The 26,102-nt window shown below is 70.1% G+C and carries 21 protein-coding genes; 14 read left to right on the top strand and 7 right to left on the bottom strand.

All coding sequences use genetic code 11. The features are described from left to right. Positions 1-206: 206 nt before the first annotated feature. The 8 genes from ACX80U_RS04545 to ACX80U_RS04510 all read left to right on the top strand — a co-directional run bounded on the left by ACX80U_RS04545 (position 207) and on the right by ACX80U_RS04510 (position 9,569). Positions 207-1,379: an FAD-dependent oxidoreductase gene (locus tag ACX80U_RS04545; RefSeq protein WP_459267568.1), complete on the top strand. Its 1,173-nt coding sequence runs from the start codon at positions 207-209 to the stop codon at positions 1,377-1,379. Continuing rightward, a complete protein-coding gene (gene purU / locus ACX80U_RS04540; RefSeq protein ID WP_133082729.1) occupies positions 1,380-2,240 on the top strand; it encodes a formyltetrahydrofolate deformylase in 861 nt (286 codons plus the stop codon). Positions 2,241-2,331: 91 nt separating this feature from the next. Next, on the top strand, positions 2,332-2,853 hold the full coding sequence (locus tag ACX80U_RS04535) for a DapH/DapD/GlmU-related protein (protein WP_133082728.1): 522 nt from the start codon (positions 2,332-2,334) through the stop codon (positions 2,851-2,853). A 32-nt stretch (positions 2,854-2,885) separates the two neighbouring features. Beyond that, entirely contained in the window at positions 2,886-4,109 is a 1,224-nt protein-coding gene (locus ACX80U_RS04530) for an ROK family protein (RefSeq protein ID WP_133082727.1), read from the top strand. Positions 4,110-4,234: 125 nt separating this feature from the next. Beyond that, positions 4,235-5,773 carry a multiple monosaccharide ABC transporter ATP-binding protein gene (mmsA, locus tag ACX80U_RS04525; protein ID WP_133082726.1) on the top strand — a complete coding sequence of 513 codons (1,539 nt, stop codon included), beginning with the start codon at positions 4,235-4,237 and terminating at the stop codon, positions 5,771-5,773. Positions 5,774-5,797: 24 nt separating this feature from the next. Beyond that, positions 5,798-7,099 carry a multiple monosaccharide ABC transporter permease gene (gene mmsB / locus ACX80U_RS04520; protein ID WP_133082725.1) on the top strand — a complete coding sequence of 434 codons (1,302 nt, stop codon included), beginning with the start codon at positions 5,798-5,800 and terminating at the stop codon, positions 7,097-7,099. A 77-nt stretch (positions 7,100-7,176) separates the two neighbouring features. Continuing rightward, a complete protein-coding gene (locus tag ACX80U_RS04515) occupies positions 7,177-8,274 on the top strand; it encodes a substrate-binding domain-containing protein (RefSeq protein WP_459267567.1) in 1,098 nt (365 codons plus the stop codon). A 215-nt stretch (positions 8,275-8,489) separates the two neighbouring features. Further along, positions 8,490-9,569 carry a Gfo/Idh/MocA family protein gene (locus ACX80U_RS04510; RefSeq protein WP_459267566.1) on the top strand — a complete coding sequence of 360 codons (1,080 nt, stop codon included), beginning with the start codon at positions 8,490-8,492 and terminating at the stop codon, positions 9,567-9,569. A 135-nt stretch (positions 9,570-9,704) separates the two neighbouring features. On the opposite strand, the gene ACX80U_RS04505 is transcribed toward ACX80U_RS04510, so the two are convergent. Together ACX80U_RS04505 and purH are read right to left on the bottom strand one after the other, a co-directional pair. Continuing rightward, complete coding sequence (locus ACX80U_RS04505) at positions 9,705-11,927, bottom strand: NADP-dependent isocitrate dehydrogenase (RefSeq protein ID WP_459267565.1); 2,223 nt, start codon at positions 11,925-11,927, stop codon at positions 9,705-9,707. A gap of 177 nt (positions 11,928-12,104) precedes the next feature. Beyond that, positions 12,105-13,709, bottom strand: coding sequence for a bifunctional phosphoribosylaminoimidazolecarboxamide formyltransferase/IMP cyclohydrolase (gene purH, locus ACX80U_RS04500; protein ID WP_459267564.1), 1,605 nt, complete (start codon positions 13,707-13,709; stop codon positions 12,105-12,107). 141 nt (positions 13,710-13,850) lie between these two features. Here purH and ACX80U_RS04495 point away from each other — a divergent pair, with 141 nt between their 5' ends. Then, on the top strand, positions 13,851-15,203 hold the full coding sequence (locus ACX80U_RS04495; protein WP_133082720.1) for an MFS transporter: 1,353 nt from the start codon (positions 13,851-13,853) through the stop codon (positions 15,201-15,203). Between the two features lie 74 nt (positions 15,204-15,277). Here ACX80U_RS04495 and ACX80U_RS04490 read toward each other — a convergent pair whose 3' ends face one another. Beyond that, entirely contained in the window at positions 15,278-15,880 is a 603-nt protein-coding gene (locus ACX80U_RS04490) for a DUF6318 family protein (protein WP_459267563.1), read from the bottom strand. A gap of 150 nt (positions 15,881-16,030) precedes the next feature. Here ACX80U_RS04490 and ACX80U_RS04485 point away from each other — a divergent pair, with 150 nt between their 5' ends. Next, on the top strand, positions 16,031-18,748 hold the full coding sequence (locus tag ACX80U_RS04485; RefSeq protein WP_459267562.1) for an alpha-amylase family glycosyl hydrolase: 2,718 nt from the start codon (positions 16,031-16,033) through the stop codon (positions 18,746-18,748). A 117-nt stretch (positions 18,749-18,865) separates the two neighbouring features. On the opposite strand, the gene corA is transcribed toward ACX80U_RS04485, so the two are convergent. Further along, positions 18,866-19,882: a magnesium/cobalt transporter CorA gene (gene corA, locus ACX80U_RS04480; protein WP_133082717.1), complete on the bottom strand. Its 1,017-nt coding sequence runs from the start codon at positions 19,880-19,882 to the stop codon at positions 18,866-18,868. A 1-nt stretch (position 19,883) separates the two neighbouring features. Continuing rightward, a complete protein-coding gene (gene purN, locus ACX80U_RS04475) occupies positions 19,884-20,465 on the bottom strand; it encodes a phosphoribosylglycinamide formyltransferase (RefSeq protein ID WP_133082716.1) in 582 nt (193 codons plus the stop codon). A gap of 56 nt (positions 20,466-20,521) precedes the next feature. On the opposite strand from purN, the gene ACX80U_RS04470 reads away from it, so the two are divergent. After that, a complete protein-coding gene (locus ACX80U_RS04470; protein ID WP_208740429.1) occupies positions 20,522-20,968 on the top strand; it encodes a hypothetical protein in 447 nt (148 codons plus the stop codon). 78 nt (positions 20,969-21,046) lie between these two features. On the opposite strand, the gene ACX80U_RS04465 is transcribed toward ACX80U_RS04470, so the two are convergent. After that, positions 21,047-22,327, bottom strand: a complete 1,281-nt coding sequence (locus ACX80U_RS04465; RefSeq protein WP_459267561.1) for a cell division protein PerM — start codon at positions 22,325-22,327, stop codon at positions 21,047-21,049. Positions 22,328-22,406: 79 nt separating this feature from the next. After that, complete coding sequence (locus ACX80U_RS04460) at positions 22,407-23,159, bottom strand: TSUP family transporter (RefSeq protein ID WP_459267560.1); 753 nt, start codon at positions 23,157-23,159, stop codon at positions 22,407-22,409. 81 nt (positions 23,160-23,240) lie between these two features. Between ACX80U_RS04460 and ACX80U_RS04455 the strand changes: the two genes are divergently transcribed. The 3 genes from ACX80U_RS04455 to ACX80U_RS04445 all read left to right on the top strand — a co-directional run bounded on the left by ACX80U_RS04455 (position 23,241) and on the right by ACX80U_RS04445 (position 26,004). Continuing rightward, complete coding sequence (locus tag ACX80U_RS04455; RefSeq protein WP_208740427.1) at positions 23,241-23,876, top strand: DUF1684 domain-containing protein; 636 nt, start codon at positions 23,241-23,243, stop codon at positions 23,874-23,876. Between the two features lie 121 nt (positions 23,877-23,997). Then, positions 23,998-24,747: a potassium channel family protein gene (locus tag ACX80U_RS04450; RefSeq protein ID WP_459267559.1), complete on the top strand. Its 750-nt coding sequence runs from the start codon at positions 23,998-24,000 to the stop codon at positions 24,745-24,747. 87 nt (positions 24,748-24,834) lie between these two features. Next, a complete protein-coding gene (locus ACX80U_RS04445) occupies positions 24,835-26,004 on the top strand; it encodes a glycosyltransferase family 4 protein (RefSeq protein WP_459267558.1) in 1,170 nt (389 codons plus the stop codon). Positions 26,005-26,102 lie beyond the last annotated feature (98 nt).

The following is a 26,102-nucleotide window of genomic DNA, read 5'->3' as shown; positions in this document are numbered from 1 at the left end:
TACGACGGCGTGCCCCGCCACCGCTCCCTGCGCACTCCCGCGCGGGGCGCCCGGCCCGCGTGCTCCGCCTCCTCGGCATCCGCCCGAAGGGGCGGCTCCCTCCCGGGCCTGTGGCGGGAGCCCGTGGAATACGGGCTCATGCCGGCCCGTTCGGGATGAGTGGAACGGTGTCCCGACGGACGGGCGCCGCCGGGGAGGTCTTGGTCATGCTCGGGTCGGTTCAGCAGGTATCGGCGGGCGGGGAACCGCGCAGGGTGCGCGTCGTCGTGATCGGTGCGGGCCAGGCGGGGCTGAGCAGCGCGTACCACCTGAGGCGCCGGGGGCTCGAGCCGCACCGGGACTTCGTGGTCCTCGATGCGAATCGCGCGCCGGGTGGTGCCTGGCTGCATCGCTGGCCCGCCCTGACCTTCGATGCCGCCCACGCCCTCCACGACCTGCCCGGCTTCCCGCTCGGCACGCCCGACCCCCAGGAGCCCGCCTCGCAGGTGGTCCATCGCTACTACGGGGCCTTCGAGCGGGAGTTCGACGTGCCGGTCGTCCGACCGGTCACCGTGCTCCGCGTCGGGTCGGCCGACGACGCGTCCAGCGGTGGCGCGTCCAGCGGTGGCGCGGACGACGGCGCCGGCCCGCTGAGGGTCGGGACGACAGATGGTGCATGGATCGCGGACGTCGTCATCAACGCGACGGGCACCTGGGACCGCCCGTACTGGCCCTACTACCCCGGCCGGGACCTCTTCACGGGCCGCCAGCTGCACACGCACGACTACCGGTCGGCCGCCGAGTTCGAGGGCCGGCGCGTCCTCGTGGTCGGCGGAGGGACGTCCGCCGTGCAGTTCCTGCTCCAGCTCCACGAGGCCGGTGCCCATCCCCTGTGGTCCACCCGCCGCCCGCCGGCCTTCACCCGCCGGCCGTTCGATCCGGAGTGGGGCAGGGAGGTCGGGGCCGAGGTCGACGCCCGCACGAGCGCCGGGCTCCCGCCGGCCAGCGTGGTGTCCGTGACCGGGTTGTCCCTCACCGCGCAGTACCGAGCCGGGATCGACGCCGGCATCCTCGTGTCGCGGGGACCACTGGCCCGGCTCCTGGACCACTCCGCCGTGTTCACCGACGGATCGGAGGAGCCGATCGACGTCGTCCTGTGGGCCACCGGATTCCGGGCCGCGCTGGACCACCTGGCCCCGCTGCGCCTCCGCGAGCCCGGCGGCGGCATCCGGATGGACGGCGTCCACGTCCGACGGGAGCCGCGACTCCTGCTCGTCGGCTACGGGGCATCGGCATCGACCCTCGGTGCCTCCCGTGCGGGCCGCACCGCGGCGGCAGCCGCGGTCGGCGCCCTCCGAAGCATCGCGTCACACGAGGGGCCTGCCGGTAATCTGGCGTAGGTGACCTCCCCCGACACCTCCCGTTCCTATTCGCTGACGCTCTCGTGCCCCGACAGGCCCGGCATCGTCCACGGCGTGTCCGGCGCCCTGGTCGGCGTGGGCGCCAACATCACCGAGTCCCAGCAGTACGGGAGCCCGGACACGGGCACCTTCTTCATGCGGGTGGCACTCGCCACGGACGCCCCGGAACAGGAGCTCCGCTCGGCCCTCGAACCCGTCGCCGCGGAGTTCGGGATGGAGTGGGCGCTCGCGCGGTCCGAGCGGCGGACGCGCACGCTCATCATGGTGTCCAGGGCCGCGCACTGCCTCAACGACCTCCTGTTCCAGCACCGCTCCGGGACCCTGGCCATCGACATCCCGGTGATCGTGTCCAACCACCGTGACCTCGAGGACCTCGCCGCCTTCTACGGGGTCGAGTTCCACCACATCCCGGTGACTCCCGCGACCAAGGCGGAGGCCGAGGCCGAACTGCGAGCCCTGATGGACCGGCACGACATCGAACTCGTGGTGCTCGCCCGCTACATGCAGATCCTCAGTGACGAGCTCTGCGAGGACCTGCTCGGGCGCGCCATCAACATCCACCACTCGTTCCTGCCGTCCTTCAAGGGGGCTCGGCCGTACCACCAGGCCCACGCCCGAGGAGTGAAACTGATCGGCGCCACAGCCCACTACGTCACCGGCGCCCTCGACGAGGGGCCGATCATCGAGCAGGAGGTCATCCGCGTGGACCACGCGCGGACGGCAGAGCAGCTCACGTCGATCGGGCGCGAACTCGAGGGCAGGGCCCTCGTCCAGGCGGTGCAGTGGCACGCCGAGCGCCGCGTCCTCCTCGACGGGCGCCGCACCATCGTCTTCAACTGACGGATCCGAGCGGACCCGCCTTCACCGGCCGTCCTTCGCCGACCGGCACCGATCACTCCCCGGCCGGCCGGGCGTCGCCTAGGCTGGCGCCATGGCACACCTGATCCCCTTCCGCGGCAAGACCCCCGACGTCAGCGATTCGGCATTCACCGCCCCGACGGCCTCCCTCATCGGCGAGGTGGTGCTGGGGCCCTTCGCGAGCGTGTTCTACGGCGCCGTCGTGCGGGCCGACACCGCGGCCATCCGGATCGGCGAGGGCACGAACCTGCAGGACAACGTGGTGGTCCACGCCGATCCCGGGTACCCCGCGCACATCGGCGCCGGCGTGAGCGTGGGGCACGCCGCCGTCGTGCACGGCTGCACCATCGAGGACGACTGCCTCATCGGCATGGGAGCCACGGTCCTGAACGGTGCCGTGATCGGCTCCGGCTCCCTCGTCGCCGCGGGCGCCGTGGTGCTCGAGGGGACGGTCGTCCCCCCGCGCTCCCTCGTGGCCGGCGTCCCGGGCAAGGTGCGCCGGCAGCTCGACGACGCCGAGGTCGACGCCGTGAAGGCCAACGCCGATCGCTACCGGTCCCTCGCGCAGGAACATCGCGCCGCGTTAACTTCTTGACTACAAGGGAGCCCTGCGGCACCCTAGAGATCATGCCCGCAGATCCCCCCTCGACGGCGAGGACAAGCCTGAGCGCCCCGCTTCCGAAGCCGGGCTCGCAGTCCGCCCTGCGCGAGCAGAACCAGCAGCGGGTCATCGCGGCCCTGATGAGCGGCGGGCCCCAGACGCAGGCGGAGCTGTCACGGCAGACCGGACTGTCCACGGCGACGGTCTCCAACATCGTCAAGGTGATGGCCGCGACCGGCGTCGTCAGCACGGCTCCGACCACCAGTTCCGGCCGGCGGGCACTGTCGGTGATCCTCAACGACAACGGCCAGGTGGCCGCGGGCATCGACATCGGCCGGCGCCACCTCCGCGTCGTGCTCGCCAGCCCGAACTACCGCGTCGTCCAGGAGGCGGCCGTCAGCCTCCCCCTCGGCCACAGCGCGGTCGACGGACTGACCGCGGCGTCGGACCTCCTCGACACCCTGCTGGAGAACGGCGGGATCGGCCGCAGGTCCCTCCTCGGCGCGGGCATCGGCATCCCGGGCCCCATCGACCGCAGGACGGGCACGGTGGTGCAGGGCGCCATCCTGCCCGAGTGGGTGGGGATCAACATCCACGAGACCTTCGGCGAACGGCTGCAGGTCCCCGTCTTCATCGACAACGACGCCAATCTCGGTGCCCTCGCGCAGGTCACCTGGGGTCCGCACAGCGCCGTCGAGAACCTGATGTTCATGAAGGTCGGATCGGGCATCGGCTCCGGTCTGGTCCTCAACGGATCCCTGTACTACGGCAACGTCGGGGTGACGGGGGAACTGGGCCACACCACCATCAACGAGCACGGCGTCATCTGCCGCTGCGGCAACCGCGGCTGCCTCGAGACCGTCGCCTCCACCTCGACGATGATCGAACTGCTCAGCCGGGGCAGCAACGAGACCGTCGACACGCAGCGCATCATCGACTGGGCACTCGCCGGCGACACGGCGGCCCTGCGGGTGATCGATGACGCCGGTGTCGCCATCGGCCGGGCACTGGCCCATACGGCCAACCTCATCAACCCGGAGACGATCGTCATCGGCGGACCGCTGACCAGTCTCGGGGACATCCTGCTCGAGCCGGTCCGCCGTGGCCTGGCCCGCCATGCCGTGCCGATCGTCGGCGAGACCACGAACGTCTGCATGTCCTCCCTCGGTGATCGCGCCGAGGCCCTGGGCGCGGCAGCCGTCGTCCTCGCCCAACCGGGGTTCACCCCCGCCCTGGCGAGTTCTGCCTAAAGTTTTCCTCTGTTTTCACCGGAGGTTGCGTTCAACAGTTGACGACAACGCCTCCTACCGTGTTCAATTCTTTCGGGCCGAGGTTGGGCCTGCACCAAGACAACGCCGTCACTGCGGGAGGCTCCATGAAGAACCACACCATCCTTGAGATGCGTTCCATCACCAAGGAATTCCCGGGAGTCAAAGCCCTCTCCGACGTGTCGCTGGCGGTCCGAGCAGGCGAGATCCACGCCATCTGCGGCGAGAACGGTGCCGGCAAGTCCACGCTCATGAAGGTCCTCTCGGGGCTCTACCCCTACGGCGACTACTCGGGCGACATCGTCTTCCAGGGCGAGGAGGTCCAGTTCAAGGACATCCGCTCCAGCGAGGCCGCGGGCATCGTCATCATCCACCAGGAACTGGCCCTGATCCCCGAGCTCTCCATCGCCGAGAACATCTTCCTCGGCAACGAGCCCACCCGCTTCGGCGTGATCGACTGGGACTACGTCAACCGGACCACGCTGGAGCTCATGGCCCGCGTGGGCCTCAGCGAGGACCCGACCACCAAGGTCAAGGACATCGGCGTCGGCAAGCAGCAGCTGGTCGAGATCGCCAAGGCCCTCAACAAGTCCGTGAAGCTCCTCATCCTCGACGAGCCCACCGCGGCCCTGAACGAGTCCGACTCGCAGCACCTCCTCGACCTCATGGCAGGCCTGCGCTCCAAGGGCATCTCGTGCATCATGATCTCCCACAAGCTGAACGAGATCGAGCAGATCGCCGATTCGATCACCATCATCCGTGACGGCAAGTCGATCGAGACGCTGCACGTCAAGGACGACGGCGTCGACGAGGACCGCATCATCCGCGGCATGGTGGGCCGGTCCCTGGAATCCCGCTTCCCGGACCACACCCCGACGATCGGCGAGACCTTCTTCGAGGTCCGCAACTGGACCGTCGGCCACCCCTCGGTGGCCGACCGCCTGGTGTGCAAGAACTCCAGCTTCCATGTCCGCCGCGGCGAGATCGTCGGTTTCGCCGGCCTGATGGGTGCAGGACGCACGGAGCTCGCCCGCTCCGTCTTCGGACGCTCCTACGGCAACTTCAAGTCCGGGCAGATCCTCATCAACGGCAGGGAGGTCACGCTGCGCTCGGTCCCCCAGGCGATCGACGCCGGGCTCGCCTACGTGACCGAGGACCGCAAGTCCCTCGGCCTGAACCTGCTCGACGACATCAAGACCACCACGGTGTCCGCCGACCTGAAGAAGATCACCAACGGCCTCGTCGTCGACAAGGACGAGGAGTTCCGCGTTGCCGAGGAGTACCGGAAGTCGCTGCGCACCAAGACGCCGAGCGTCAACGAGGGCGTCGCCAAGCTCTCGGGCGGCAACCAGCAGAAGGTGGTCCTCGCGAAGTGGATGTTCACCGACCCCGAGCTGCTCATCCTCGACGAACCCACCCGCGGGATCGACGTCGGGGCGAAGTACGAGATCTACGGCATCATCCAGAAACTCGCGGACCAGGGCAAGGGCGTGATCGTCATCTCCTCGGAGCTGCCCGAACTGCTCGGCCTCTCGGACCGCATCTACACCATCTTCGAAGGCGCGATCACGGGAGAAGTGACCCGTGAGGACGCGAACCAGGAATCCCTGATGAAACTCATGACCGCCAGCAGGAAATCTGCCTGACCGTAGCTCCCTAGGAAAGACACCATGAATTCCCTCAAACAAATATTCGGCGGGAACACCCGCCAGTTCGGGATGATCTTCGCCCTGGTCGCGCTCGTCGTGTTCTTCCAGTGGCGCACGGGCGGCAAGACGCTCACGTCCGTGAACATGATGAACCTCTTCAACGGCAACTCCTACATCCTGATCCTGGCGATCGGCATGGTCCTCGTGATCATCGCCGGGCACATCGACCTCTCCGTCGGGTCCATCGCTGCGTTCGTCGGCATCGTCGTCGCGATCGCGATGCGGGACTGGGGTATCCCCTGGTACCTCGGCGTGCTCCTGGGCCTGGTCCTCGGCGCGGTCATCGGGATCTGGCAGGGTTTCTGGGTCGCCTACGTGGGCATACCGGCGTTCATCGTCACGCTCGCCGGCATGCTCCTGTTCCGTGGCGCCAACCAGTCGGTCGGCAACTCCCTCACCGTCCCGGTGCCCGAGGGCTTCCGGTACCTCGGCGCGGGCTACCTCCCGGAGGTCGGCCCCACCACCGGCTACAACAACCTGACCCTCCTGATCGGCTTCGCCCTCGTGGCATTCGTGATCTACAGCGAGTTCCGCGGCCGCCGCAAGCTCGAGAGGATCAAGGCCGACGTCCCCCCCATGTGGGTCCCCGTCACCAAGGTCGTCCTGCTCTCCGCCGTCATCCTCTACGCGACGTACCTGTTCGCGACCGGTCGCCCCGGCACCTCCTTCCCCGTCCCCGGCCTGATCCTCGGCGTCCTCGTGATCATCTACGCCTTCATCTCCAACAAGACGATCCTCGGCCGCCACGTCTACGCCGTCGGCGGCAACCGCCACGCGGCCGAACTCTCCGGTGTGCAGAGCAAGCGCGTGAACTTCATGGTCATGATGAACATGTCCATCCTCGCCGCCCTCGCCGGCATGATCTTCGTCGGCCGCTCCACGGCGTCCGGCCCGTCCGACGGCGTCGGCTGGGAACTCGACGCCATCGCGGCCGTGTTCATCGGCGGCGCTGCCGTCACCGGTGGCGTGGGGACCGTGGTCGGATCCATTATCGGCGGCCTCGTCATGGCCGTCCTCAACAACGGACTCCAGCTGCTCGGCGCAGGCGCCGACGACACCCAGATCATCAAGGGCATCGTCCTCCTCGTCGCCGTCGCCTTCGACGTCTACAACAAGAGCCAGGGCAAGCCGTCCATCATCGGCCTGCTCACCAGGAACTTCGGCGGAGGTGGCGGCGGCGCGAAGGCCGGCACCCCCGATCCCCGGCCTGCTCCCACGGAACAGGCCGTCGGAACGAAGGAAGTCATCTCCCACGACGTCTAGGAACCGGATGGAACCGGCTTCCCGGGCGACAACGCTCCACCCGTCCACACAGCAAGAGCAATAGAAAGAGAATGGAAATGCGTAAATTCGCAAAGTCCGTCGCAGCCATCGCTGCGATATCAGCACTGGCGCTGACAGGATGCGGCCGCGAAGAGGCGGCCCCCGCGACCGAGGGCGGCGAATCTGCAGCCGCCGGTTTCGAGACGGGGTCCGCCATCGGCGTCGCACTCCCGCAGAAGACGTCGGAGAACTGGGTCCTCGCGGAGCAGCTCTTCAACGACGGCCTGACCGAGGCCGGCTACGAGCCGGACGTACAGTTCGCGAACGGCGGCGTCGCCGAGCAGCAGAACCAGATCAGCTCCATGATCACCAACGGCGTGAAGGTCCTCGTCGTCGGCGCCATCGACGGCGCGCAGCTGGGCACCCAGCTCGCCCAGGCGAAGGAGGCCGGCATCACGGTCGTGGCCTACGACCGCCTGCTCCTCAACACCGACGCCGTGGACTACTACGTGGCCTACGACAACTTCAAGGTCGGCGAGCTGCAGGGCCAGGCCCTCCTCGACGGCATGAAGGCCGCCAAGCCCGAGGGCCCCTACAACGTCGAGCTGTTCGCCGGATCGCCCGACGACGCCAACGCGAAGGTCTTCTTCGACGGTGCCATGAGCGTCCTCCAGCCCGAGATCGACAACGGCAACCTCGTCGTCGTATCGGGCCAGGAGACCTTCGAGCAGGCCGTGACCCAGGGCTGGAAGGCGGAGAACGCCCAGAAGCGCATGGACACGCTGCTCTCGGGCAGCTACGGGACCGAGGAGCTCGACGGCGTCCTCTCCCCCAACGACACGCTGGCCCGCGCCATCCTGACCTCGGTCGAGGGTGCAGGCAAGACGCTCCCCGTCGTGACCGGCCAGGACTCCGAGGTCGAGTCCGTGAAGTCCATCATGGAGGGCAAGCAGTACTCCACGATCAACAAGGACACCCGTGCCCTGGTCGAGCACGCCATCGAGATGGTGAACGGCCTGCAGGCCGGCGAGGAACTCGAGATCAACGATCCCGACTCCTACGAGAACGGCGTGAAGACCGTTCCCGCCTACCTCCTCGAGCCGCAGATCGTCACCAAGGACAACGCCGCGGAGGCGTACGCCGACGATCCCACGCTGTCGGCACTCACCAAGTAGCACCGATCCGGATCCGTCCGGCAGCAGTACCCGAAGCGCCCCGGCCCAGGCCGGGGCGCTTCCTTCGTCTCCGGCCCTGCCGGCCCCCTGGAGGACCGCATGCGCGTCCGGGACGCGGCGACCGTCCGCGTCGCAAGCACGCCGCCGCCGACCCGTCCACGCGCGGCGTCTCCCGGCGATGGACGCGGGACCACCGCAGCGGCAAGGATAGGTCCATGAACCTCCAGAACCGCATCGCCGTTCCCCCCTGCGCCGAAGCAGGCGCCCCCAGTCCGATCGACGCCACCGGCCGTCCCCTCACGTGGGGTGTCGTCGCCACGGGCGGGATCGCCGCCAAGGTCACCCAGGACATCGCGCTGCTCGAGGACGCCGTGCTGCACGCCGTCAGTTCCCGCAGTGCGGACAGCGCCGCCGCCTTCGCCGACCGCTTCGGGTTCGCCACCAGCTACGGTGACGACGGCGGGGTCACGGGATACCAGCGGCTCATGGACGATCCCGAGGTGGAGGTCGTCTACATCACGACGCCGCACGCCCAGCACTACGACGTCGCGAAGGCCGCACTGACCGCCGGCAAGCACGTGCTGTGCGAGAAGCCGTTCACCATCAACGCCACCGAGGCGGAGGAACTGGCAGGACTGGCGGCCGAGCGCGGGCTCTTCCTCATGGAGGCGGTCTGGACGCGCTTCCTGCCGAGCATCAACCGTGCCTGGGAGATCATCGCCTCCGGCGAGCTGGGCGAGATCCGGTGGGTACAGGGAGACCTCGGATTCCCCGCACCGCAGGATCCCGGCAGCCGCCTCTGGGACCCGAAGGCCGGGGGCGGTGCCCTGATGGACCTCACGGTCTACCCGCTCACCTGGGCCCTGGGCTCCCTCGGCTTCCCGGACTCCGTCTCCGCGCTCGGAACGCTGAACAGCGACGGCGTCGACGTGCAGAACGCCGTCACCCTGAGCTACGGGAACGGGGCGTACGCCCAGCTGTCGTCGTCGCTCGTCGCCTCCTGCCCGGGCCAGGCGACGGTCGCCGGATCGAAGGGCTGGCTGAAGACCGGTGGCGGAAACCTCCACAACCCGAAGGAACTGACCGTCCGGATCGGTCAGGAGGAGCCGAGGGTGGAGCACTTCGAGCAGGTCGGCGCCGGGTACACCTACGAACTGCGCGAGGTCACGCGCTGCATCCAGCAGGGGCTGACCGAGAGCCCCACGATGCCCGTCGGTGACACGGTGAGGACCATGCGCCTGCTCGACGGCGTACGGGCCCAGATCGGGCTGCGCTACGCGAACGACTCCGTCTGACGGTCCGCCAGCATCGTCCCCGGCAGTCGGGCATCGAAGGACGGGCCCCCGCGGTCGCTACCGCGGGAGCCCGTCCGTGTCCCGGAACGTCGCCTGCGCCGGTGGACTCCGGTCCACCGGCTGGAGCGACGGAGCCTACCGGGCGAGGATCGCGAGGACCTCCGACAGCTTGGCGGAGGGACGCATCACCTCGGTGACCTTCGTGACGTCGGGGTGGAAGTAGCCGCCGATGTCCGCGGGTGAGCCCTGCACGGCGAGCAGCTCGGCCACGATGGTGTCCTCGTTGCCCGTCAGCGCCTCCGCGACGCGGGAGAAGCTCTCGGCGAGTTCGGCGTCCTGCTCCTGCCGGGCCAGCTCCTCGGCCCAGTAGCGGGCGAGGAAGTAGTGGCTGCCGCGGTTGTCGATCTCGCCGACGCGGCGGCTGGGCGACTTGTTCTCGAGCAGGAACGTGCCGGTGGCGCGGTCCAGCGTGTCGGCGAGGATCTGCGCGCGGGCGTTGCCCGTCGACGTCGCCAGGTGCTCGAAGCTGACCGCCAGGGCGAGGAACTCACCCAGGCTGTCCCACCGGAGGTGGTTCTCCTTCACGAGCTGCTGCACGTGCTTCGGAGCGGACCCGCCGGCGCCGGTCTCGAAGAGTCCACCGCCGTTCATCAGCGGTACCACGGAGAGCATCTTGGCGCTCGTGCCGAGCTCGAGGATGGGGAACAGGTCCGTCAGGTAGTCGCGCAGCACGTTGCCGGTCACCGAGATGGTGTCCTCGCCCCTGCGGATGCGCTCGAGCGTGAAGGCCGTCGCGTCGACGGGCGTCATGATCTGCAGTTCGACGTCGTCCGTGTCGTGCTCCGCCAGGTAGGCCTGGACCTTGGCGATCAGGTTCGCATCGTGCGCGCGGCTCTCGTCGAGCCAGAACACCGCGGGCGTCGCCGAGGCACGGGCGCGCGTGACGGCGAGCTTCACCCAGTCGAGGATGGGCGCGTCCTTGGTCTGGCAGGCGCGCCAGATGTCGCCGGGCGCGACGTCGTGCTCGATCAGCACGGAGCCGTCGGCGTCGAGGATCTGGACCGTGCCGGCCGCGGGGATCTCGAAGGTCTTGTCGTGGCTGCCGTACTCCTCGGCCGCCTGCGCCATGAGGCCGACGTTGGGGACGGTGCCCATGGTGGTCGGGTCGAAGGCGCCGTGGGCACGGCAGTCGTCCAGGACGACCTGGTAGATGCCGGCGTAGCTGCTGTCGGGGATGACGGCCAGCGTGTCCGCTTCCTTGCCGTCCGGTCCCCACATGTGGCCCGACGAGCGGATCATCGCCGGCATGGAGGCGTCGACGATGACGTCGCTCGGCACGTGGAGGTTGGTGATGCCCTTGTCGGAATCGACCATGGCGATCGCCGGGCCGTCCTCCATGCCCTTCGAGATCGCCTGCTGCACTCCCTCGCGCACGTCCTCGGGAAGCTTGTCGAGGCCGCCGAGGATGGACGCCAGGCCGTTGTTCGGGCTCAGGCCGGCAGCCGTCAGCTGCTCACCGTAGGTCTCGAAGAGCTCGGGCAGGAAGGCGCGGACCACGTGGCCGAAGATGATGGGGTCCGAGACCTTCATCATGGTGGCCTTGAGGTGTGCCGAGAAGAGCACGCCCTCCTCCTTGGCGCGGGCGACGGAGGCCTTCAGGAAGCTGTTGAGTGCTTCGGCCCGCATGACCGTTCCGTCGACGACCTCGCCGGCGAGGACCGGGAAGGAGTCCTTGAGGACCGTCACGGAACCGTCCGCGGCGACGTGCTGGATCGAGATCGTGCCGTCGGCGGGGATCACGACGGACTGCTCGTTGGAGCGGAAGTCGTCGCCCGTCATGTGCGCGACGTTCGTCCTGGACTCCGGCGTCCAGGCACCCATGCTGTGCGGGTTCTGGCGTGCGTAGTTCTTGACCGACGCGGGAGCCCGGCGGTCCGAGTTCCCCTCGCGGAGGACGGGGTTCACGGCGCTGCCCTTGACCTTGTCGTACCGCGCGCGGACCTCCTTCTCCTCGTCCGTCGAGGGGTGGTCGGGATAGTCCGGCAGCGCGTAGCCCTGTCCCTGGAGCTCGGTGATGGCGGCCTTGAGCTGCGGGATGGAGGCGCTGATGTTGGGCAGCTTGATGATGTTGGCGTCCGGCGTCTTCGCCAGTGCGCCGAGTTCCGCGAGCGCGTCCGCCTGTCGCTGGTCCTCGGTGAGGTGATCGCCGAAGAGGGCGATGATGCGGCCCGAGAGCGAGATGTCGCGGGTCTCCACCTCGACACCCGCCGTGGAGGCGAACGCCTCGATGATCGGCAGGAACGAGTAGGTGGCCAACATCGGCGCCTCGTCGGTGTGGGTGTAGATGATCTTGGCCATGGGTGGCGTCTCCCTGGTGCTCTTGCGTTGTGCGGTCGGTTGGGGCTTGCCCATCGGCTCTAACTTACCGAGGTCCCCGAGGCATCGCCTAACGGCGGACCCGATGGAACGACGGCGTCGACGGGTGTATCCCGCAGGTCGCCGGTGGCCGGAGCCGCCGGCGCGCCTGCGGGGAGGTCAGTGGAAGAAGTGGCGTGCGCCGGTCAGGTACAGCGTCACGCCGGCCGCGTCCGCCGCGTCGATGACCTCCTGGTCGCGCACCGAGCCGCCCGGCTGGACGACGGCGCGGACACCGGCGTCGAGCAGGATCTGCAGTCCGTCCGCGAAGGGGAAGAACGCGTCGGACGCCGCGACCGAGCCGCGGGCACGCTCGGCGTCGGCGAGCGAGTTGGCGCGCTCGACGGCGAGCCTGCAGGAGTCCACGCGGTTGACCTGGCCCATGCCCACACCCACGGCTGCGCCGTCCTTCGCCAGCAGGATGGCGTTGGACTTCGCGGCCCGGCAGGCCTTCCAGGCGAAGCGGAGGTCGGCGAGCGTGGCGTCGTCGGCGGCCTTCCCGGCGGCCAGGGTCCAGCCGGAGGGGTCGTCGCCGTCGGCGTCGAGCGTGTCCGCGACCTGAAGGAGCACCCCTCCGGAGACCTGGCGGAACTCCACGGGGTTCCGGCCGTAGCCCTCGGGCAGGGTCAGGAGCCGGATGTTCTTCTTCTGCGAGAGGATCTCGACGGCCCCGGCGGAGAACGACGGCGCGATCACGACCTCCGTGAAGATGTCCTTCACCGTGGCGGCCATGCCGGCGGTCACCTCGCGGTTCGCGGCGATGACCCCGCCGAACGCCGACACCGGGTCGCAGGCGTGGGCCTTGGCGTGGGCGTCGGCGATGGGGTCCTCGGCGTCTGCCGAGCCGACCGCGACCCCGCACGGGTTGGCGTGCTTGATGATCGCGACCGCGGGCTCCTCGAAGTCGAAGGCCGCCCGGAGGGCGGCGTCGGCATCGACGAAGTTGTTGTAGCTCATGGCCTTGCCGTGGAGCTGGTCGGCCTGGGCGATGCCCGGCGTGGCGCCCTTCTCCACGTACAGTGCCGCCTGCTGGTGCGGGTTCTCGCCGTAGCGGAGCACCTCGGAGCGCTCGAGCGCGAGGCCCGCGTAGCCCGGCCAGGTGAAGGCGTCGTCGTCGGTCTCGAACTGCTCGGCGGTCCAGGACGCGACGGCGGTGTCGTACGCGGCGGTGTGCGCGAAGGCGAGGGCGGCCAGCCGGCGTCGTGCCTTCAGGTCGAAGCCGCCCTCCGCGGCCGCCGTGACCACGTCACCGTAGCGGGCGGGGTCCACGACGACGGCGACCGACGGGTGGTTCTTCGCGGCGGACCGCACCATGGCGGGTCCACCGATGTCGATCTGCTCGACGACGGCGTCGGGCTCCGCGCCCGAGCGCACCGTCTCGACGAAGGGGTACAGGTTCACCACCACGAGGTCGAACGCCTCGATGTCGAGCTCGGCGAGCTGGTCGACGTGCTCCTGCCGGCGGCGGTCCGCGAGGATGCCGGCGTGGACCTTGGGGTGCAGGGTCTTCACGCGCCCGTCGAGGGTCTCGGCGAATCCGGTCACCTCGGACACCTCGGTGACGGGGACACCTGCGGCGGCGATGCGCTGCGCCGTCGAGCCGGTGGAGACGATGGAGACGCCCGCACGGTGCAGGCCCTGCGCCAGCTCCTCCAGGCCGGTCTTGTCGAACACCGAGATCAGTGCTCGGCGGATGGGGACACGGTCGAGGTGGGTCAGGCTCACGCAGATCTCCGTCAGTAGAGCGTCGCTGGGGTCGGCACCAAGTCTATAGGTGCGGCCCTGCCCGGTCGCGAGGGGACGGCACGGGGTCCCGGGTGGCTGGCGGTACAGTTCTGGCAGAACAGCACCCTCCGAGAAGGCATCATGAACACCCATACGCAACTCCCCACCGGTGACCAGGTGGTGCAGGATCTCCCCTGGCGCTGGAAGGTCCAGGGGAAGATCTTCCTCATCGGCGGCCTCGGCTTCATGTTCGACGCCTGGGACGTGACCCTCAACGCCTACCTGATCCCCCTCCTGATCGACGACTGGGGCCTGTCCTCCGGCCAGGCGGCCTGGGTCGCGACGTCGAACCTCATCGGCATGGCGGTCGGGGCCTTCGCCTGGGGCTCGGTCGCCGACATCATCGGTCGCAAGCGGGCCTTCACCCTCACGCTGCTCGTCTTCTCGGTCTTCACCGTGCTGGGGGCGTTCTCCCCGGACATCGTCTGGTTCTGCGTGTTCCGGTTCCTCGCGGGCTTCGGCCTCGGCGGCTGCATCCCCGTGGACTACGCCCTGGTCGGCGAGTTCACGCCCCGGCGGCAGCGCGGCCGGGTCCTCACCGCGATGGATGCGTGGTGGCCCGTCGGCGCCTTCCTGTGCGGGGTGGTCACGACGGTGGTCGTGGCCCAGTCGGGCAGCTGGCGCTACGCGATGCTCGTCATGGTGCTCCCGGCACTCCTCGTCTTCTGGGTGCGGCGCGGCGTCCCCGAATCGCCGCTCTACCTCGTGCAGCGCGGCCGGGGCGAGGAGGCCAGGACGGTCATCGACGACCTGGTGGCCCGGACCGGCGCGGAGCAGCGGGAATGGCGCCTGCCGGAGCCCGAGCAGACGCCCCGGCTCTCGCTCGGCAGTGTCTCGGGCCAGCTGGCGGGGCTGTGGCGCTACGACTGGCGCATCACCCTCACGGCCTGGAGCCTGTTCCTGACCATCCTGCTCGTCTACTACGGTGCCCTGACGTGGATGCCGCGGATCCTCATCGCCTCGGGCTACGCGCAGTCGGTCGCCTTCATCACGACCACGTTCATGACCGGCGTAGGTTTCCTGGGGGTGATCGCGGCCGCCCTCCTCGTGGAGCGCGTGGGCCGCAAGTGGCTGCTGGCTGTCACGGGTCCCGGCTCCGCCGCGCTCCTGGTCGTCTTCGCGCTGACGCTCGACCTGCCCGCCGCCGCCACGGCATGGCTGCTGGGCTTCGGTTTCGTGGTGCAGGTGGCCATCCCCGTCCTCTACACCTACGTCTCGGAGCTGTACCCGACGGAGCTGCGCGGCAGCGGGTTCGGCTGGGCGTCGACCATCTCCCGGATCGGCGCGGGCCTGGTCCCCCTGATCTTCGGGACGCTCCTGTGGCCCTACCTCGGCCTGCCGCTCACGTTCGCCCTGACCGGCGGACTGGTGCTCCTCGCCGTCGTGTTCATGGCCTTCAACGCCCCCGAGACCCGGAACGCCACGCTGCGCTGACCGGCCCGGGACGACGAGGGGTCCCACCGCCGTGGCGGTGGCACCCCTTCCTCGTCGCGGGCCGCAGGTGCGGGCTAGGCCTCGGGCAGGACCGCGTCCGGGGTCTCCTCGAGCGAGGTGACCTTCCACGCGCCGTCGGCGTAGCGGACGGTGGCGGTGTAGATGGTGCCGGCCGGCGAGAACGGGCGCTGCTCGGCGACGGCACCGTCCTCCGCGAACTCGGTGTAGGCGTCGGGGTTGACGGGGATCAGGGCGGTGACATCGGCGCCCTCCGCCACCTCGTCCTCCGGCGTGGTGAGGTAGACGTTCTTCACCTTGGGCTGGCCGCCGAGCACCCACCCGCCGCCGTCGTACACGGCCTCCAGCCGTTCCGCCTCGGCCTGCTCGCTCGCCGCTCCGTCGAGGACCTCGAGCACGGCGGCCGCGTCCCCGGTCTGCAGGACATAGGCCTTGAGGTCGAAGTAGTAGTACAGGAACGCCCGGGCGCCCTCGGCGGACACCTCCCCGACGAGGTCGTTGGTCGCGGGCCGCTGGATGTTCGAGGCTGCGGCGGAGGAGCTGGCGGGGGACGGTCCGGTCCCGGCCGGGGTCGCCGGCGTGGACTCGGGGGTGCCGGCGCAGGCTGTGAGCGCCAGCAGGGTGAGGGCGGCGGTGGCCGCGATGCGCGAGGTGTTCATGAGAGTCCCAACGGTGTTCGAGATCGGAGTGGCCGGAGGCCTCCCCCACCCTACCGGTGCCCCAGGCAACTTCAGGGGCCGACCGGGCCGCGCAGGATTGACTCCTCCTGTGACGTGGGACACGCTGGTCCTTTCCCACGAAGGAGACATGTGAAACCTCGCCACGCCACCGTCGTCGTGCTGACCGCCCTCGTTGCCGGCTCCGTCACGGCACTGCCCGCCACCGCCGCACCCGAGGATCCAGGCTCCCCGCCGGCGGCCGAAGCCCGGCACTCCCTCCGCTCCGCCGTCACCGACGAGAACTTCTACTTCGTCATGGCCGACCGCTTCCGGAACGGCAGCACGGCCAACGACGACGGCGGGCTGGGACCCGATCCGTCGGTGTCCGGCTTCGACCCCACCCGCAAGGGCTACTACAACGGCGGGGACCTCCAGGGCCTGCTGCAGGAGCTCGACTACATCCAGGGCATGGGGACCACGTCCATCTGGCTCACCCCGAGCTTCAAGAACCGTGCCGTCCAGCCGGAGGACGACTCCGCCGGCTATCACGGCTACTGGATCACCGACTTCACGCAGATCGACCCGCACCTCGGCTCCAACGAGGACCTGAAGGCCCTCATCGACGCCGCCCACGAGCGCGGCATGAAGGTCTACTTCGACATCATCACCAATCACACGGCCGACGTGATCGGGTACGACGCCGGAGAGCGGGCACCGTACATCTCGAAGGACGAGGAGCCCTACCGCGACGCCGACGGTGCCGCGTTCGACGACCGCGACTACGCGGGCACGGGCACCTTCCCGGCACTCGACGCCGCGACGTCGTTCCCGTACGTCCCCGTGGTCCCGGAGGCCGACCGCGACCTGAAGGTCCCCGAGTGGCTGAACGACCCGACGCTCTACCACAACCGGGGCGACACGACCTTCGCCGGTGAGGACGCCTACTACGGCGACTTCTTCGGGCTCGACGACCTCTCCACCGAGAACCCCCGGGTGGTCGACGGCATGATCGACATCTACAAGACGTGGATCGCGGACTTCGGCGTCGACGGCTTCCGGATCGACACCATGAAGCACGTGAACGACGAGTTCTGGCAGGCCTTCGGTCCCGAGGTGCTCTCCTACGCCCAGGAGCAGGGCAAGGACGAGTTCTTCATGTTCGGCGAGGTCTTCGACACCACCAAGTCCTTCACCTCGCAGTTCACCACGCGCAACCGCATGCAGTCCGTGCTCGACTTCCCGTTCCAGGCGGCGGCGCGGGGCTATGCGTCCCAGGGTGCTCCCGCCTCGGACCTGCAGGCCTTGTTCGCCGGCGACGACTGGTACACCGATGCGGACTCCAACGCGTACAGCCTTCCGACGTTCCTGGGGAACCACGACATGGGGCGGATCGGCAGCTTCCTCACCGCCGACAACCCGGGCGCCGCCGAGGACGAGCTGCTGGCCCGGGACACCCTCGCGCACGAGCTCATGTACTTCTCGCGCGGCAACCCTGTGATCTACTACGGCGACGAGCAGGGCTTCACCGGCCCCGGCGGTGACCAGGACGCACGCCAGACGCTGTTCGCGAGCCAGGTGCCCGAGTACCTCGACGACGACCTGCTAGGCACCGCCGCGACGCATGCGACCGACAACTTCGACACCGGCCACCCGCTCTACCGCGGCATCGCCACGCTCGCCGGGGTCACCGCGGAGCACCCGGCCCTGCGCGACGGCGCCCACCAGCACCGCTACGCCGCGGACGGCCCCGGCATCTACGCGTTCTCGCGGACGGATGCCGAGGAGCAGCGTGAGTACGTCGTGGCGCTGAACAACAGCACCGAGCCGCAGACCGCAGCCATCCCCACCTACGCGGCGAAGCGCAGCTTCGGCCTCGTGTACGGGGATGCGCCGAAGCGTGCGAGGTCGGCCGCCGACGGCACCCTGAGCGTGACCGTCCCCGCACTGTCCACCGTGGTGTACGAGCTCTCCGGGAAGGTCCCGCACTCGAGCAAGGCGCCGGCCATCGCACTGCAGCAGCCCACCCCTGCCGCCGAGGACAACGGCCGGACCCGGGTGGCGGCCGACGTCGCCGGCTCCTCGTTCTACGAGGTCACGTTCGAGGCACGCACGCCCGGCGGCGGCTGGACGAGCATCGGCACCGACGACAACGCCCCCTACAGCGTCTACCACGACACCAGCGCCCTGCCCGTCGGGACCGCCGTCGAGTACCGCGCCGTCGTGCTCGACAACGGCCGGCACACGAGGACGAGCCCGACCGCGTCGGCCGTCGTCTCCGCACCCCGGCTCACCATGGGCCTGCCCGCCGAGGGCACGCAGGTGCAGGGCGACGTCGAGGTCACCGCGACGGCGAGTCCCGGGGACTCCGAGTACACGGTGACGATCGAGCGCAGCATCGCGGGTGGGGCCTGGACCCCGATCGGCACCGACGACTCGTCGCCGACCTACACGGCGGTCGACGACCTCGCCTCCCTGGACCTCGCGGAGGGCACCCGGGTGCAGTACCGGGCCGTGCTCGGTACGTCCGTGAGCGATACCAGGACGGTCCGTGTCGGATCGGTCATCGAGCAGCCCGGGACGGTGGCGGTGGCCGGCAGCCTCGACTCCGAACTGGGCTGCGGTGCCGACTGGGACCCGGCGTGCGACCAGGCGCAGATGACGTTCGACGCCGCATCGCAGACCTGGCTCCTCGGGATCGAGGAGCTGCCCGCCGGCAGCTACGAGTACAAGGCCGCCCTGAACCGGTCCTGGACGGAGAACTACGGAGCCGGTGGCGCGTTCAACGGCACCAATATCGCCCTGACCCATCCGGGCGGTCCGATCACGTTCGTCTACGACCACCGCACCAAGGTGATCAGCACCCGCTGACTCCGCCTGCACGGCATGACGGCGGGCGGGCCCCCTCGGGTCCCGGCCGCCGTCATGGACTGGTCATGCAGGCCTGACGAGTGGTCCTTCCCGCGTGCATCTGGGCGTCGGGCCGGGTCACAGCCAGTCGTTGCGCTTGAACGTCCACCACAGCCCGATGCCCATCGCCACCATCAGCAGGAGGGCGAACGGATAGCCCAGGGCCCAGTGCAGTTCCGGCATGACGTCGAAGTTCATCCCGTAGACGGAGGCGATGAGGGTCGGCGCGAAGAGGATGGCCGCCCACGACGAGATGCGCTTGACCTCCTCCCCCTGGCTCAGCGACGTCTCCGTCAGCCGCGTCATCTCCTCGTTCTGGCGCTGCGCCACGAGCGTCGAATGGACCGTGAGGGCGTTCTGCAGCAGGGCGCGGAACGTGTTCACGCGCTCGACGACGCGGATCACATGGTCCTGGACGTCGCGCAGGTTGCGTCCGAGCTCGGAATCCACCTGGTACTTCTCGGACCCGCGCAGCAGGGCGTCCATCATGGCCTCCAGGGGCTGCGTGGCGCGCTGGAACTCGATCACCTCGCGATGCAGCTCGTAGATCCGGCGCGAGACATCCGGCGCTCCCCCGAACAGCTCGTCCTCGATCTCGTCGATGTCGTTCTCGAGGCCCCGCACCACGGGCTCGTACTCGTCGACCACCTGGTCGAGCAGCGCGTACAGGACGGCCTGGGGCCCGGCGGCGAGCAGCGTCGGATCGGCCTCGAGCCTCCGCCGCACGATGCCGAGGTCCGGCGACTCGGCGTGCCGGATGGTCACCACGAAGTCATGGCCGACGAAGAGGTGCAGCTCCCCGAACTCCACCTTCTCCTCGGCGTCCAGGTAGCGCGCGGGGCGCAGCACGAGGAAGAGGGTGTCGCCGTAGCGTTCGAGCTTCGCCCGCTGGTGTCCGTTGGTGGCGTCCTCGACGGCGAGGGGGTGCAGCCCGAACTCGGCCTCGACCGCGTGGATCTCCTCGCGCTCGGGACGGTACAGGCCGATCCAGCCCATACCGCCGCTGTCCCGCATGATCTCGAACGTCTTGTCGAGGTTCTCGGGATCGATGCGGGTCTCCCCGCCGACGTACACGGCATTGGCGACGACGGGCATCTCAGGCTCCCGCTGCGGCGGAGTCGGCCGCGAGCCCCGCGAGCGTCTCGATCAGGAGCCGGCGCTCCTCGACCTTGATGCGACCGTGCAGGGAGTCCTCCGTGTCGTCGGGCAGCACGGCGACCGGGGCCTGCGCGAGGATGGGGCCGGTGTCCACCCCGGCGTCCGCGATCATGACGGTGCAGCCCGTCACCTTGACCCCGTAGGCGAGGGCATCACGGACACCGTGGGCGCCCGGGAAGCTGGGCAGGAGGGCGGGATGGGTGTTCAGGTAGCGGTCGGGGAACGCATCCAGGAAGTGCTGGTCGACGATCCGCATGAAGCCCGAGGAAACCACGTAGTCCGGAGCGTGGGAGGCGACCGCCGCGGTGAGGTCCCGGTTCCATGCCGCCCTGTCCCCGTACTGCCGGAAGTCCACCTCGAACGTGGCGATGCCGGCGTCGCGCGCCCGCTGCACGCCGCCCGTCCCGGGCCGGTCCGCCCCCACGGCGGCGATGGTCACGGGAAGGCTGCCGTCGGCGACGGCGTCGATCACGGCCTGGAGGTTCGATCCGCTGCCGGAGACGAGTACTACGATGCGCATGGCTCAACCTTAGGGTCTCGTCTCACCTAGGGTTGAACCATGCCGAGGGAGGAACGATGACGGAGCAGGGCACCAGACCGAGCGGATCGCGGAGCGTCGGGAGCGGGCGGGGAGGTCCGGACGACGCCGCTGCCGCGCGCGCCGCGTCGGCCGGGCTGTGGCTGCGCCTGTTCCTGCTGGCCCTGCTCGGCGGGGCGGTCGCGAGCAGCCTGGTCCTGCCCTGGAAGGTCCTCGGGCTCGTCCTGGCGCTGTTCGCGCTCGGGGCCGGCGTCGTCGCGCTCGTCAAGGCGATCAGCGCGAAACTGTCCCGGTTCGTGGTCGTCGCGACGGCCCTCGGCCTAGCCGCCGCGCTGTTCCTGACGGCGGGGACCACGGCCTCGGTCCTCCTGTGGCCCGTCACGCAGAACTACGAGGACTGCATGTCCCGTGCCCTCACGTTGCAGGCGCAGGCGGACTGCGAGGAAGGCCTCAGGAAGCTCGAGGGCTTCGCGCCGGGCCGGTAGCGCCCGGACTGGTGGCACCCGGGCCGAAGAAGCGTCGGGCGGAGCGGCATCCCGACAGCGCAGGCCGGCACCGGCGCGTCAGCGCCGCCGCGGTTCCCGCTCGAGCAGGGGCCCGACGGCGTGCCCGAGGAGGGCGCCGACGGCCACCTCGATCGCGAACCACAGGCCGACGGTCAGCGGATCCGGCCCCAGCTCGGTGAGACGGCCGAGGCCGAGGGAGGCACGCGAGAGGGCGGCGACGGCGGCACCGCCCAGCCCGGCCGCGATGCCGATGAGCCCCGCGAGGGCCAGGGTGGACGCCGTCGCGGTCAGCCAGCGCTGCTTGCTGTGCAGGACGAGCCACTCGTCGAAGTGGTTCTCGCCCTCGCGGAAGAACCACCAGCCGGCGAGGAGTCCCGCGACGACCGGGATGGCCAGCGCGGCGTAGCCGTACTCGAGGATGCCGGCCGGCAGCGCGCCGAGGACGGGCAGGGCGGGCAGCGGACCCACGGTACTGGCGAGCGGGGTGATGGAGCTGCCCGTGCCGAGCGCGAATCCCGCCCCCGTGGACCAGGCCATCGTCCACGCCGCGAAGTTGGGCAGGAGCCCGAGCTGGAGCAGGGTCACCACCGACGCACCGGCGATCCCGCCGTCGATCCGCTCGTAGATCGCCGCGATCCCCGCCCAGTTCAGGCCGATCGCCACCGCGAGCAGTACTGCGGACAGGCCCGCCGCGACCAGCACGGCGAGGAACCCCGAGCGGAGGACGGACCACGCGTAGGACCCCGCCCAGCGCGAGTGCTGGCTCGTACGGCCCACCCACGCCGCGAAGTCGACACCGACCAGGCGGCTCCAGGCGCCGGCCTCACGGTAGGCACCGGTGATCAGGCCCATCCCGGCGGAGACGGGCGGTATCAGGGCTCCCGCGGCCAGCGGAGCGGAGGCGTCGGCGCTCGTGGACACGTAGGCGACGGCCGCGCCGATGGCGGCATAGGTGACCAAAGCCCCGAGCAGGGCCTGCCAGAGCTGATCCGTGTAGGAGGCGCGGGCGAGCCGCCGCCCTGCCCGCCACGCGAGCAGCAACGGCACCAGGATGAGGCCGAAGGGGATCACGTGCAACAGCCCTGCGGACGCCTCGGCTCCGGCCACGCCTGCCGGGAACTGCAGGACGAGCGGGACCCCGTGCATCACGAGCCATCCCTGGCCGGCCAGCCGCGCCGCCGACTCGGCCGTGCGGTCCGCGAATCCGCCCGTCAGCCAGACGGCGGCCACGGGGAGGACCACGAGCAGCGCCGAGATCAGGGCCGCCTGGCCGAGCTCGAACACCCCCTGCAGCCACAGGGGCATGGGAAGGGAACGGGGTTTGGTGGGGAGTTTCATCCCCTCCATGGTGCCACCGGGAGCCTCCGCCGGGGCCGAGCGACGCGGGCGCCTACCGCTGCCCGCCCGGTGGCGCCTGTCACCCGAGGAGGTCGACGAGCCCCTTGACGACGGCCAGCCCCGCGCCGACGAACGCGATGACGAGGACGAACAGCCGGGCCTGGTGGTCGCGGACGAAGCGTCCCAGTTTCTCGCCGGCGAAGATGCCGGCGACGATGGCCAGCCCGATCGCGATCCACATCCACGGCGCGAGCACCGGAGCCTGGGACGGGTCGAGGATCAGCTTCGCGACCAGCGTCACGGTGCCGATGCAGACGAAGAAGGGCTGGAGGGTCGCGGCGAACGGGCGTTGCGGCCAGCGGGAGAGGACGGCGTACGCGCTCACCGCCGGGCCGCCCACGCCGGCCATGGAATTGGTGAGGCCCGCCGTGAAGCCCGCGACCACTTTCGGCACGTTGCCGCGGACGACGACGTCGGAGCGCTGGAGCACGAGGGAGATGGTCAGTGCCACGAGGACGACGGCGCCGACGGTGACGGACAGGGGCGCCGACGGCACGGCCACCGCGAGGAAGGAACCTGGCACCGACCCGAACAGGGACGGCACCACCAGCCAGCGGAACATGCTCCAGTCGATGTCCTTCCACACGCGGCCCACGATGATCGTCGAGGACACGACACCGCAGATGTTGACGAGGAGCACACCGGCGTGCGGGCCGAGGATGATCACGAGGAAGGGTGCGATCAGCAGGGCGAACCCGAGTCCGGCGATGCGCTGCGCGATGGCCCCCACGAGGACGGAGGCGAGCACGATGGAGAAGATGCCGAGGGTCACCCCAGCTACAGTACGCCGGGGCAACCACCTGCTCACCCGGTCCGCCTGCCGTGGAGCACCGCCCGACGGTAGCCTGTCCGTATGACAGCAGCCACCACCGCACTGGCCACGGCCGACTGGCGCCGGCGCGTGTTCGGCCTGTACGCCGATGTCCGCGAGCGCGCCGTCGCGGAGTCCCCCGAAGCGGCGCACGCCCTGTGGCGGACGGGTCGCGACGAGCTGTTCCGGGTCCACCCGGCGTCGGCCCTGCCGGAGCAGGCCAGGTCCTCCTTCCGCGGCCTGGCCGTCGCGCCCTACGATCCCGCCTTCCGCTTCGAGGCGATCCTCGACGACGACGGCGCGGGCGAACTGATGGAGGTCGCCACCGGCACGGACGGCGTCGTGCCGTTCCACCGCCTCGGCACCCTCCTGCTGCCGGGCCTCGGTGGACTGGCCCTCTGGAAGCTCGGATCCTACGGCGGCGGGCTCTTCCTCCCCGTGCGGGACGCCACCGCGGGCAGGCCCGGCGGCACGTACGGGGGCGGACGCTACGTCCTGGACACGATCAAGGGCGCGCACCTCGGTGAGGGGCGCGCACCCGGCAGCCTGGTCGTCGACCTCAACTTCGCCTACAACCCCTCCTGCGCCTACGACGAGGAGTGGGCCTGCCCCCTGCCCGGGCCGGGCAACCGGCTGCTCGACGAGGCCCCGGTCGGCGAGCTCTACCGCGCGTACTGACCGGTCGGGCCGGCACTGCGCGACGGCCCGGCAGTCCGTAGGCTTTGGAGCTACGGCGACGTGGGCGCCGTCCACCGGCGAGGAGCCCGAACGATGAGGACGACCCGATGAACACGACCCGATGAAACAGGACCAGTGGCGCCGCCGCTCCGAGGTGCCCCTCATCATCGCCGCCGTCCTCTACCTCGCGGCCTACTCGATCCAGGTCACGGGAGATCCCGGGCCTGCCGCCGCGCGATTCCTCGAGGGTGTCGTCTGGGGTGTCTGGGGGCTCTTCCTCCTCGACTACCTCGTGAATCTCGCCCTGGCACCCGCGCGCGGCCGCTGGTTCCTCCGTCACCTGCACGAACTCGTCATCCTGCTGCTGCCCATGCTGCGGCCCCTCCGGCTGCTGCGGCTGATCCCCCTCCTGCGCGTCCTCAACCGCTCCGGCGGTGACGCGCTGCGCGGCCATATCGTGCTCTACGTCGTCTCCGCCATGACGGTGCTCGGGTACGCGGGCGCACTCGCGGTACTCGACGTCGAACAGGACGCCCCCGGGGCGACCATCGTGACCCTCCCCGATGCGCTCTGGTGGGCGCTGACCACCGTCACCTCCGTGGGCTACGGCGACTACTACCCCGTCACCGGACCCGGGCGCCTGATCGCGGCAGGCCTGATGATCGGCGGGATCGGGGTCCTCAGTGCCGTCACCGCGGCGTTCGCCTCATGGCTGGTGGAGAACGTCGCCGCCGCGCAGGCCGCGGAGGGCCGGACCGCCGAGTCCGACACCCAGGTCCAGGACCAGCTCAAGAGCGTCAGCCTGCAGATCGACACCCTGACCCGGCAGCTCACCCACGGCGCCCACCAGGGTCGCCCCGGCCCCGAGTGACCGCCGGGACGGCGATTTCGCCCGGCGTTCACCCGGCCTCCATCCTTCCGTGGCCGCCCCTCCGCCTGCGCGGGCGACGCTGGGCCGGTGAGGATCGCCGTTGTCGCAGAATCGTTCCTGCCCCAGATGAACGGGGTCACCCAGTCGCTGCTCCAGGTGCTCGCCCACCTGCGCAGCCGGGGAGACGAGGTCCTGGTGATCGCGCCGTCGTCGTCCCGGTCCGACGACGAGGCACCGGCGTGGGTGGAGGGCTACCCCGTCCACGCGCTGCCCTCCGTACCCCTCTCCGGGTACGCGACCGTGCGGCTCGCCGCCGGCACCGTGGCCCGGGTGCGCCGCCTCCTCGCGGATTTCCGGCCCGACGTCGTGCATGTCGCCTCCCCCTTCGTCCTCGGTTGGCGTGCCGTGCAGGCCAGTGCGCAGCTCGGCCTGCCCACCGTCTCCGTCTACCAGACCGAGGTGCCCGCATACGCGGCGCGCTACGGCTTCCCGTGGCTGGAACCGCTGCTGTGGCAGCGCGTGCAGAACATCCATGATGCCTCGACGCTGACGCTCGTCCCGTCCTCCGCCGCGCTGGATCAGCTGCGGTCCCGCGGGGTGCAGCGGCTGAACCTGTGGCGGCGCGGCGTCGACACCGAACGGTTCTCACCCGACCGGTACGACGCCGCCTGGCGGGCCACCGTCGCCGGGCCGCACGAGCGCATCATCGGCTACGTGGGCCGGCTCGCCGCGGAGAAGCAGGTGGAGGACCTCGCGGTGCTCGACGCGCTGCCGGGGACCCGCCTCGTGATCATCGGATCGGGTCCGCAGCAGGAGGAGCTGCGGACACGCCTGCCCCGCGCGCACTTCGCCGGGTTCCAGGCCGGCCTCGACCTCGCGCGCAGGGTGGCGACCTTCGACCTCTTCGTCCACCCGGGAGAGTCCGAGACCTTCTGCCAGACCATCCAGGAGGCCATGGCCTCCGGGGTGCCGGTGGTCGCGGTGGGCCGGGGCGGCCCCCTGGACCTGGTGGACCCCTCGCGCACCGGATGGATCTACGGACCCGGGGACCTGCAGGGCCTCCGCGCCGCGGTGGCCGACCTGGTGGGCGACGACGCCAAGCGCCGCGCGTTCGGCCGGGCCGCCCACGCCTCGGTGCAGGGGCGCACGTGGCCCGTCCTCTGCGAGCAGCTCACCACCTACTACGGGAAGGCCATCGCCGTGCAGCGGAAACGCGCGGACGTCGCCGAGCACCGCAGGGTTCCCGTGCAACACTGAACCCGCCGGCCGGAAGGCTGGACGGCACCCACCCGAAGCGGTATCGTGCCTCGTCGCAATCGCGGCACCCCCACAGGCCCTATCATGGGATTCGACAC

The sequence above is a fragment of the Arthrobacter sp. TmT3-37 genome (assembly GCF_054510835.1).
This window is presented reverse-complemented; position numbering and strand designations above follow the sequence as displayed.

Bases quoted from the DNA above. Each gene is read 5' to 3' on its own strand.
- ACX80U_RS04545 (WP_459267568.1), top strand. From the start codon at position 207: ATGCTCGGGTCGGTTCAGCAGGTATCGGCGGGCGGGGAACCGCGCAGG.
- ACX80U_RS04535 (WP_133082728.1), top strand. From the start codon at position 2,332: ATGGCACACCTGATCCCCTTCCGCGGCAAGACCCCCGACGTCAGCGAT.
- ACX80U_RS04530 (WP_133082727.1), top strand. From the start codon at position 2,886: ATGCCCGCAGATCCCCCCTCGACGGCGAGGACAAGCCTGAGCGCCCCG.
- mmsA (WP_133082726.1), top strand. From the start codon at position 4,235: ATGAAGAACCACACCATCCTTGAGATGCGTTCCATCACCAAGGAATTC.
- mmsB (WP_133082725.1), top strand. From the start codon at position 5,798: ATGAATTCCCTCAAACAAATATTCGGCGGGAACACCCGCCAGTTCGGG.
- ACX80U_RS04515 (WP_459267567.1), top strand. From the start codon at position 7,177: ATGCGTAAATTCGCAAAGTCCGTCGCAGCCATCGCTGCGATATCAGCA.
- ACX80U_RS04510 (WP_459267566.1), top strand. From the start codon at position 8,490: ATGAACCTCCAGAACCGCATCGCCGTTCCCCCCTGCGCCGAAGCAGGC.
- ACX80U_RS04505 (WP_459267565.1), bottom strand. From the start codon at position 11,927: ATGGCCAAGATCATCTACACCCACACCGACGAGGCGCCGATGTTGGCC.
- ACX80U_RS04495 (WP_133082720.1), top strand. From the start codon at position 13,851: ATGAACACCCATACGCAACTCCCCACCGGTGACCAGGTGGTGCAGGAT.
- ACX80U_RS04490 (WP_459267563.1), bottom strand. From the start codon at position 15,880: ATGAACACCTCGCGCATCGCGGCCACCGCCGCCCTCACCCTGCTGGCG.
- corA (WP_133082717.1), bottom strand. From the start codon at position 19,882: ATGCCCGTCGTCGCCAATGCCGTGTACGTCGGCGGGGAGACCCGCATC.
- purN (WP_133082716.1), bottom strand. From the start codon at position 20,465: ATGCGCATCGTAGTACTCGTCTCCGGCAGCGGATCGAACCTCCAGGCC.
- ACX80U_RS04470 (WP_208740429.1), top strand. From the start codon at position 20,522: ATGACGGAGCAGGGCACCAGACCGAGCGGATCGCGGAGCGTCGGGAGC.
- ACX80U_RS04465 (WP_459267561.1), bottom strand. From the start codon at position 22,327: ATGAAACTCCCCACCAAACCCCGTTCCCTTCCCATGCCCCTGTGGCTG.
- ACX80U_RS04455 (WP_208740427.1), top strand. From the start codon at position 23,241: ATGACAGCAGCCACCACCGCACTGGCCACGGCCGACTGGCGCCGGCGC.
- ACX80U_RS04450 (WP_459267559.1), top strand. From the start codon at position 23,998: ATGAAACAGGACCAGTGGCGCCGCCGCTCCGAGGTGCCCCTCATCATC.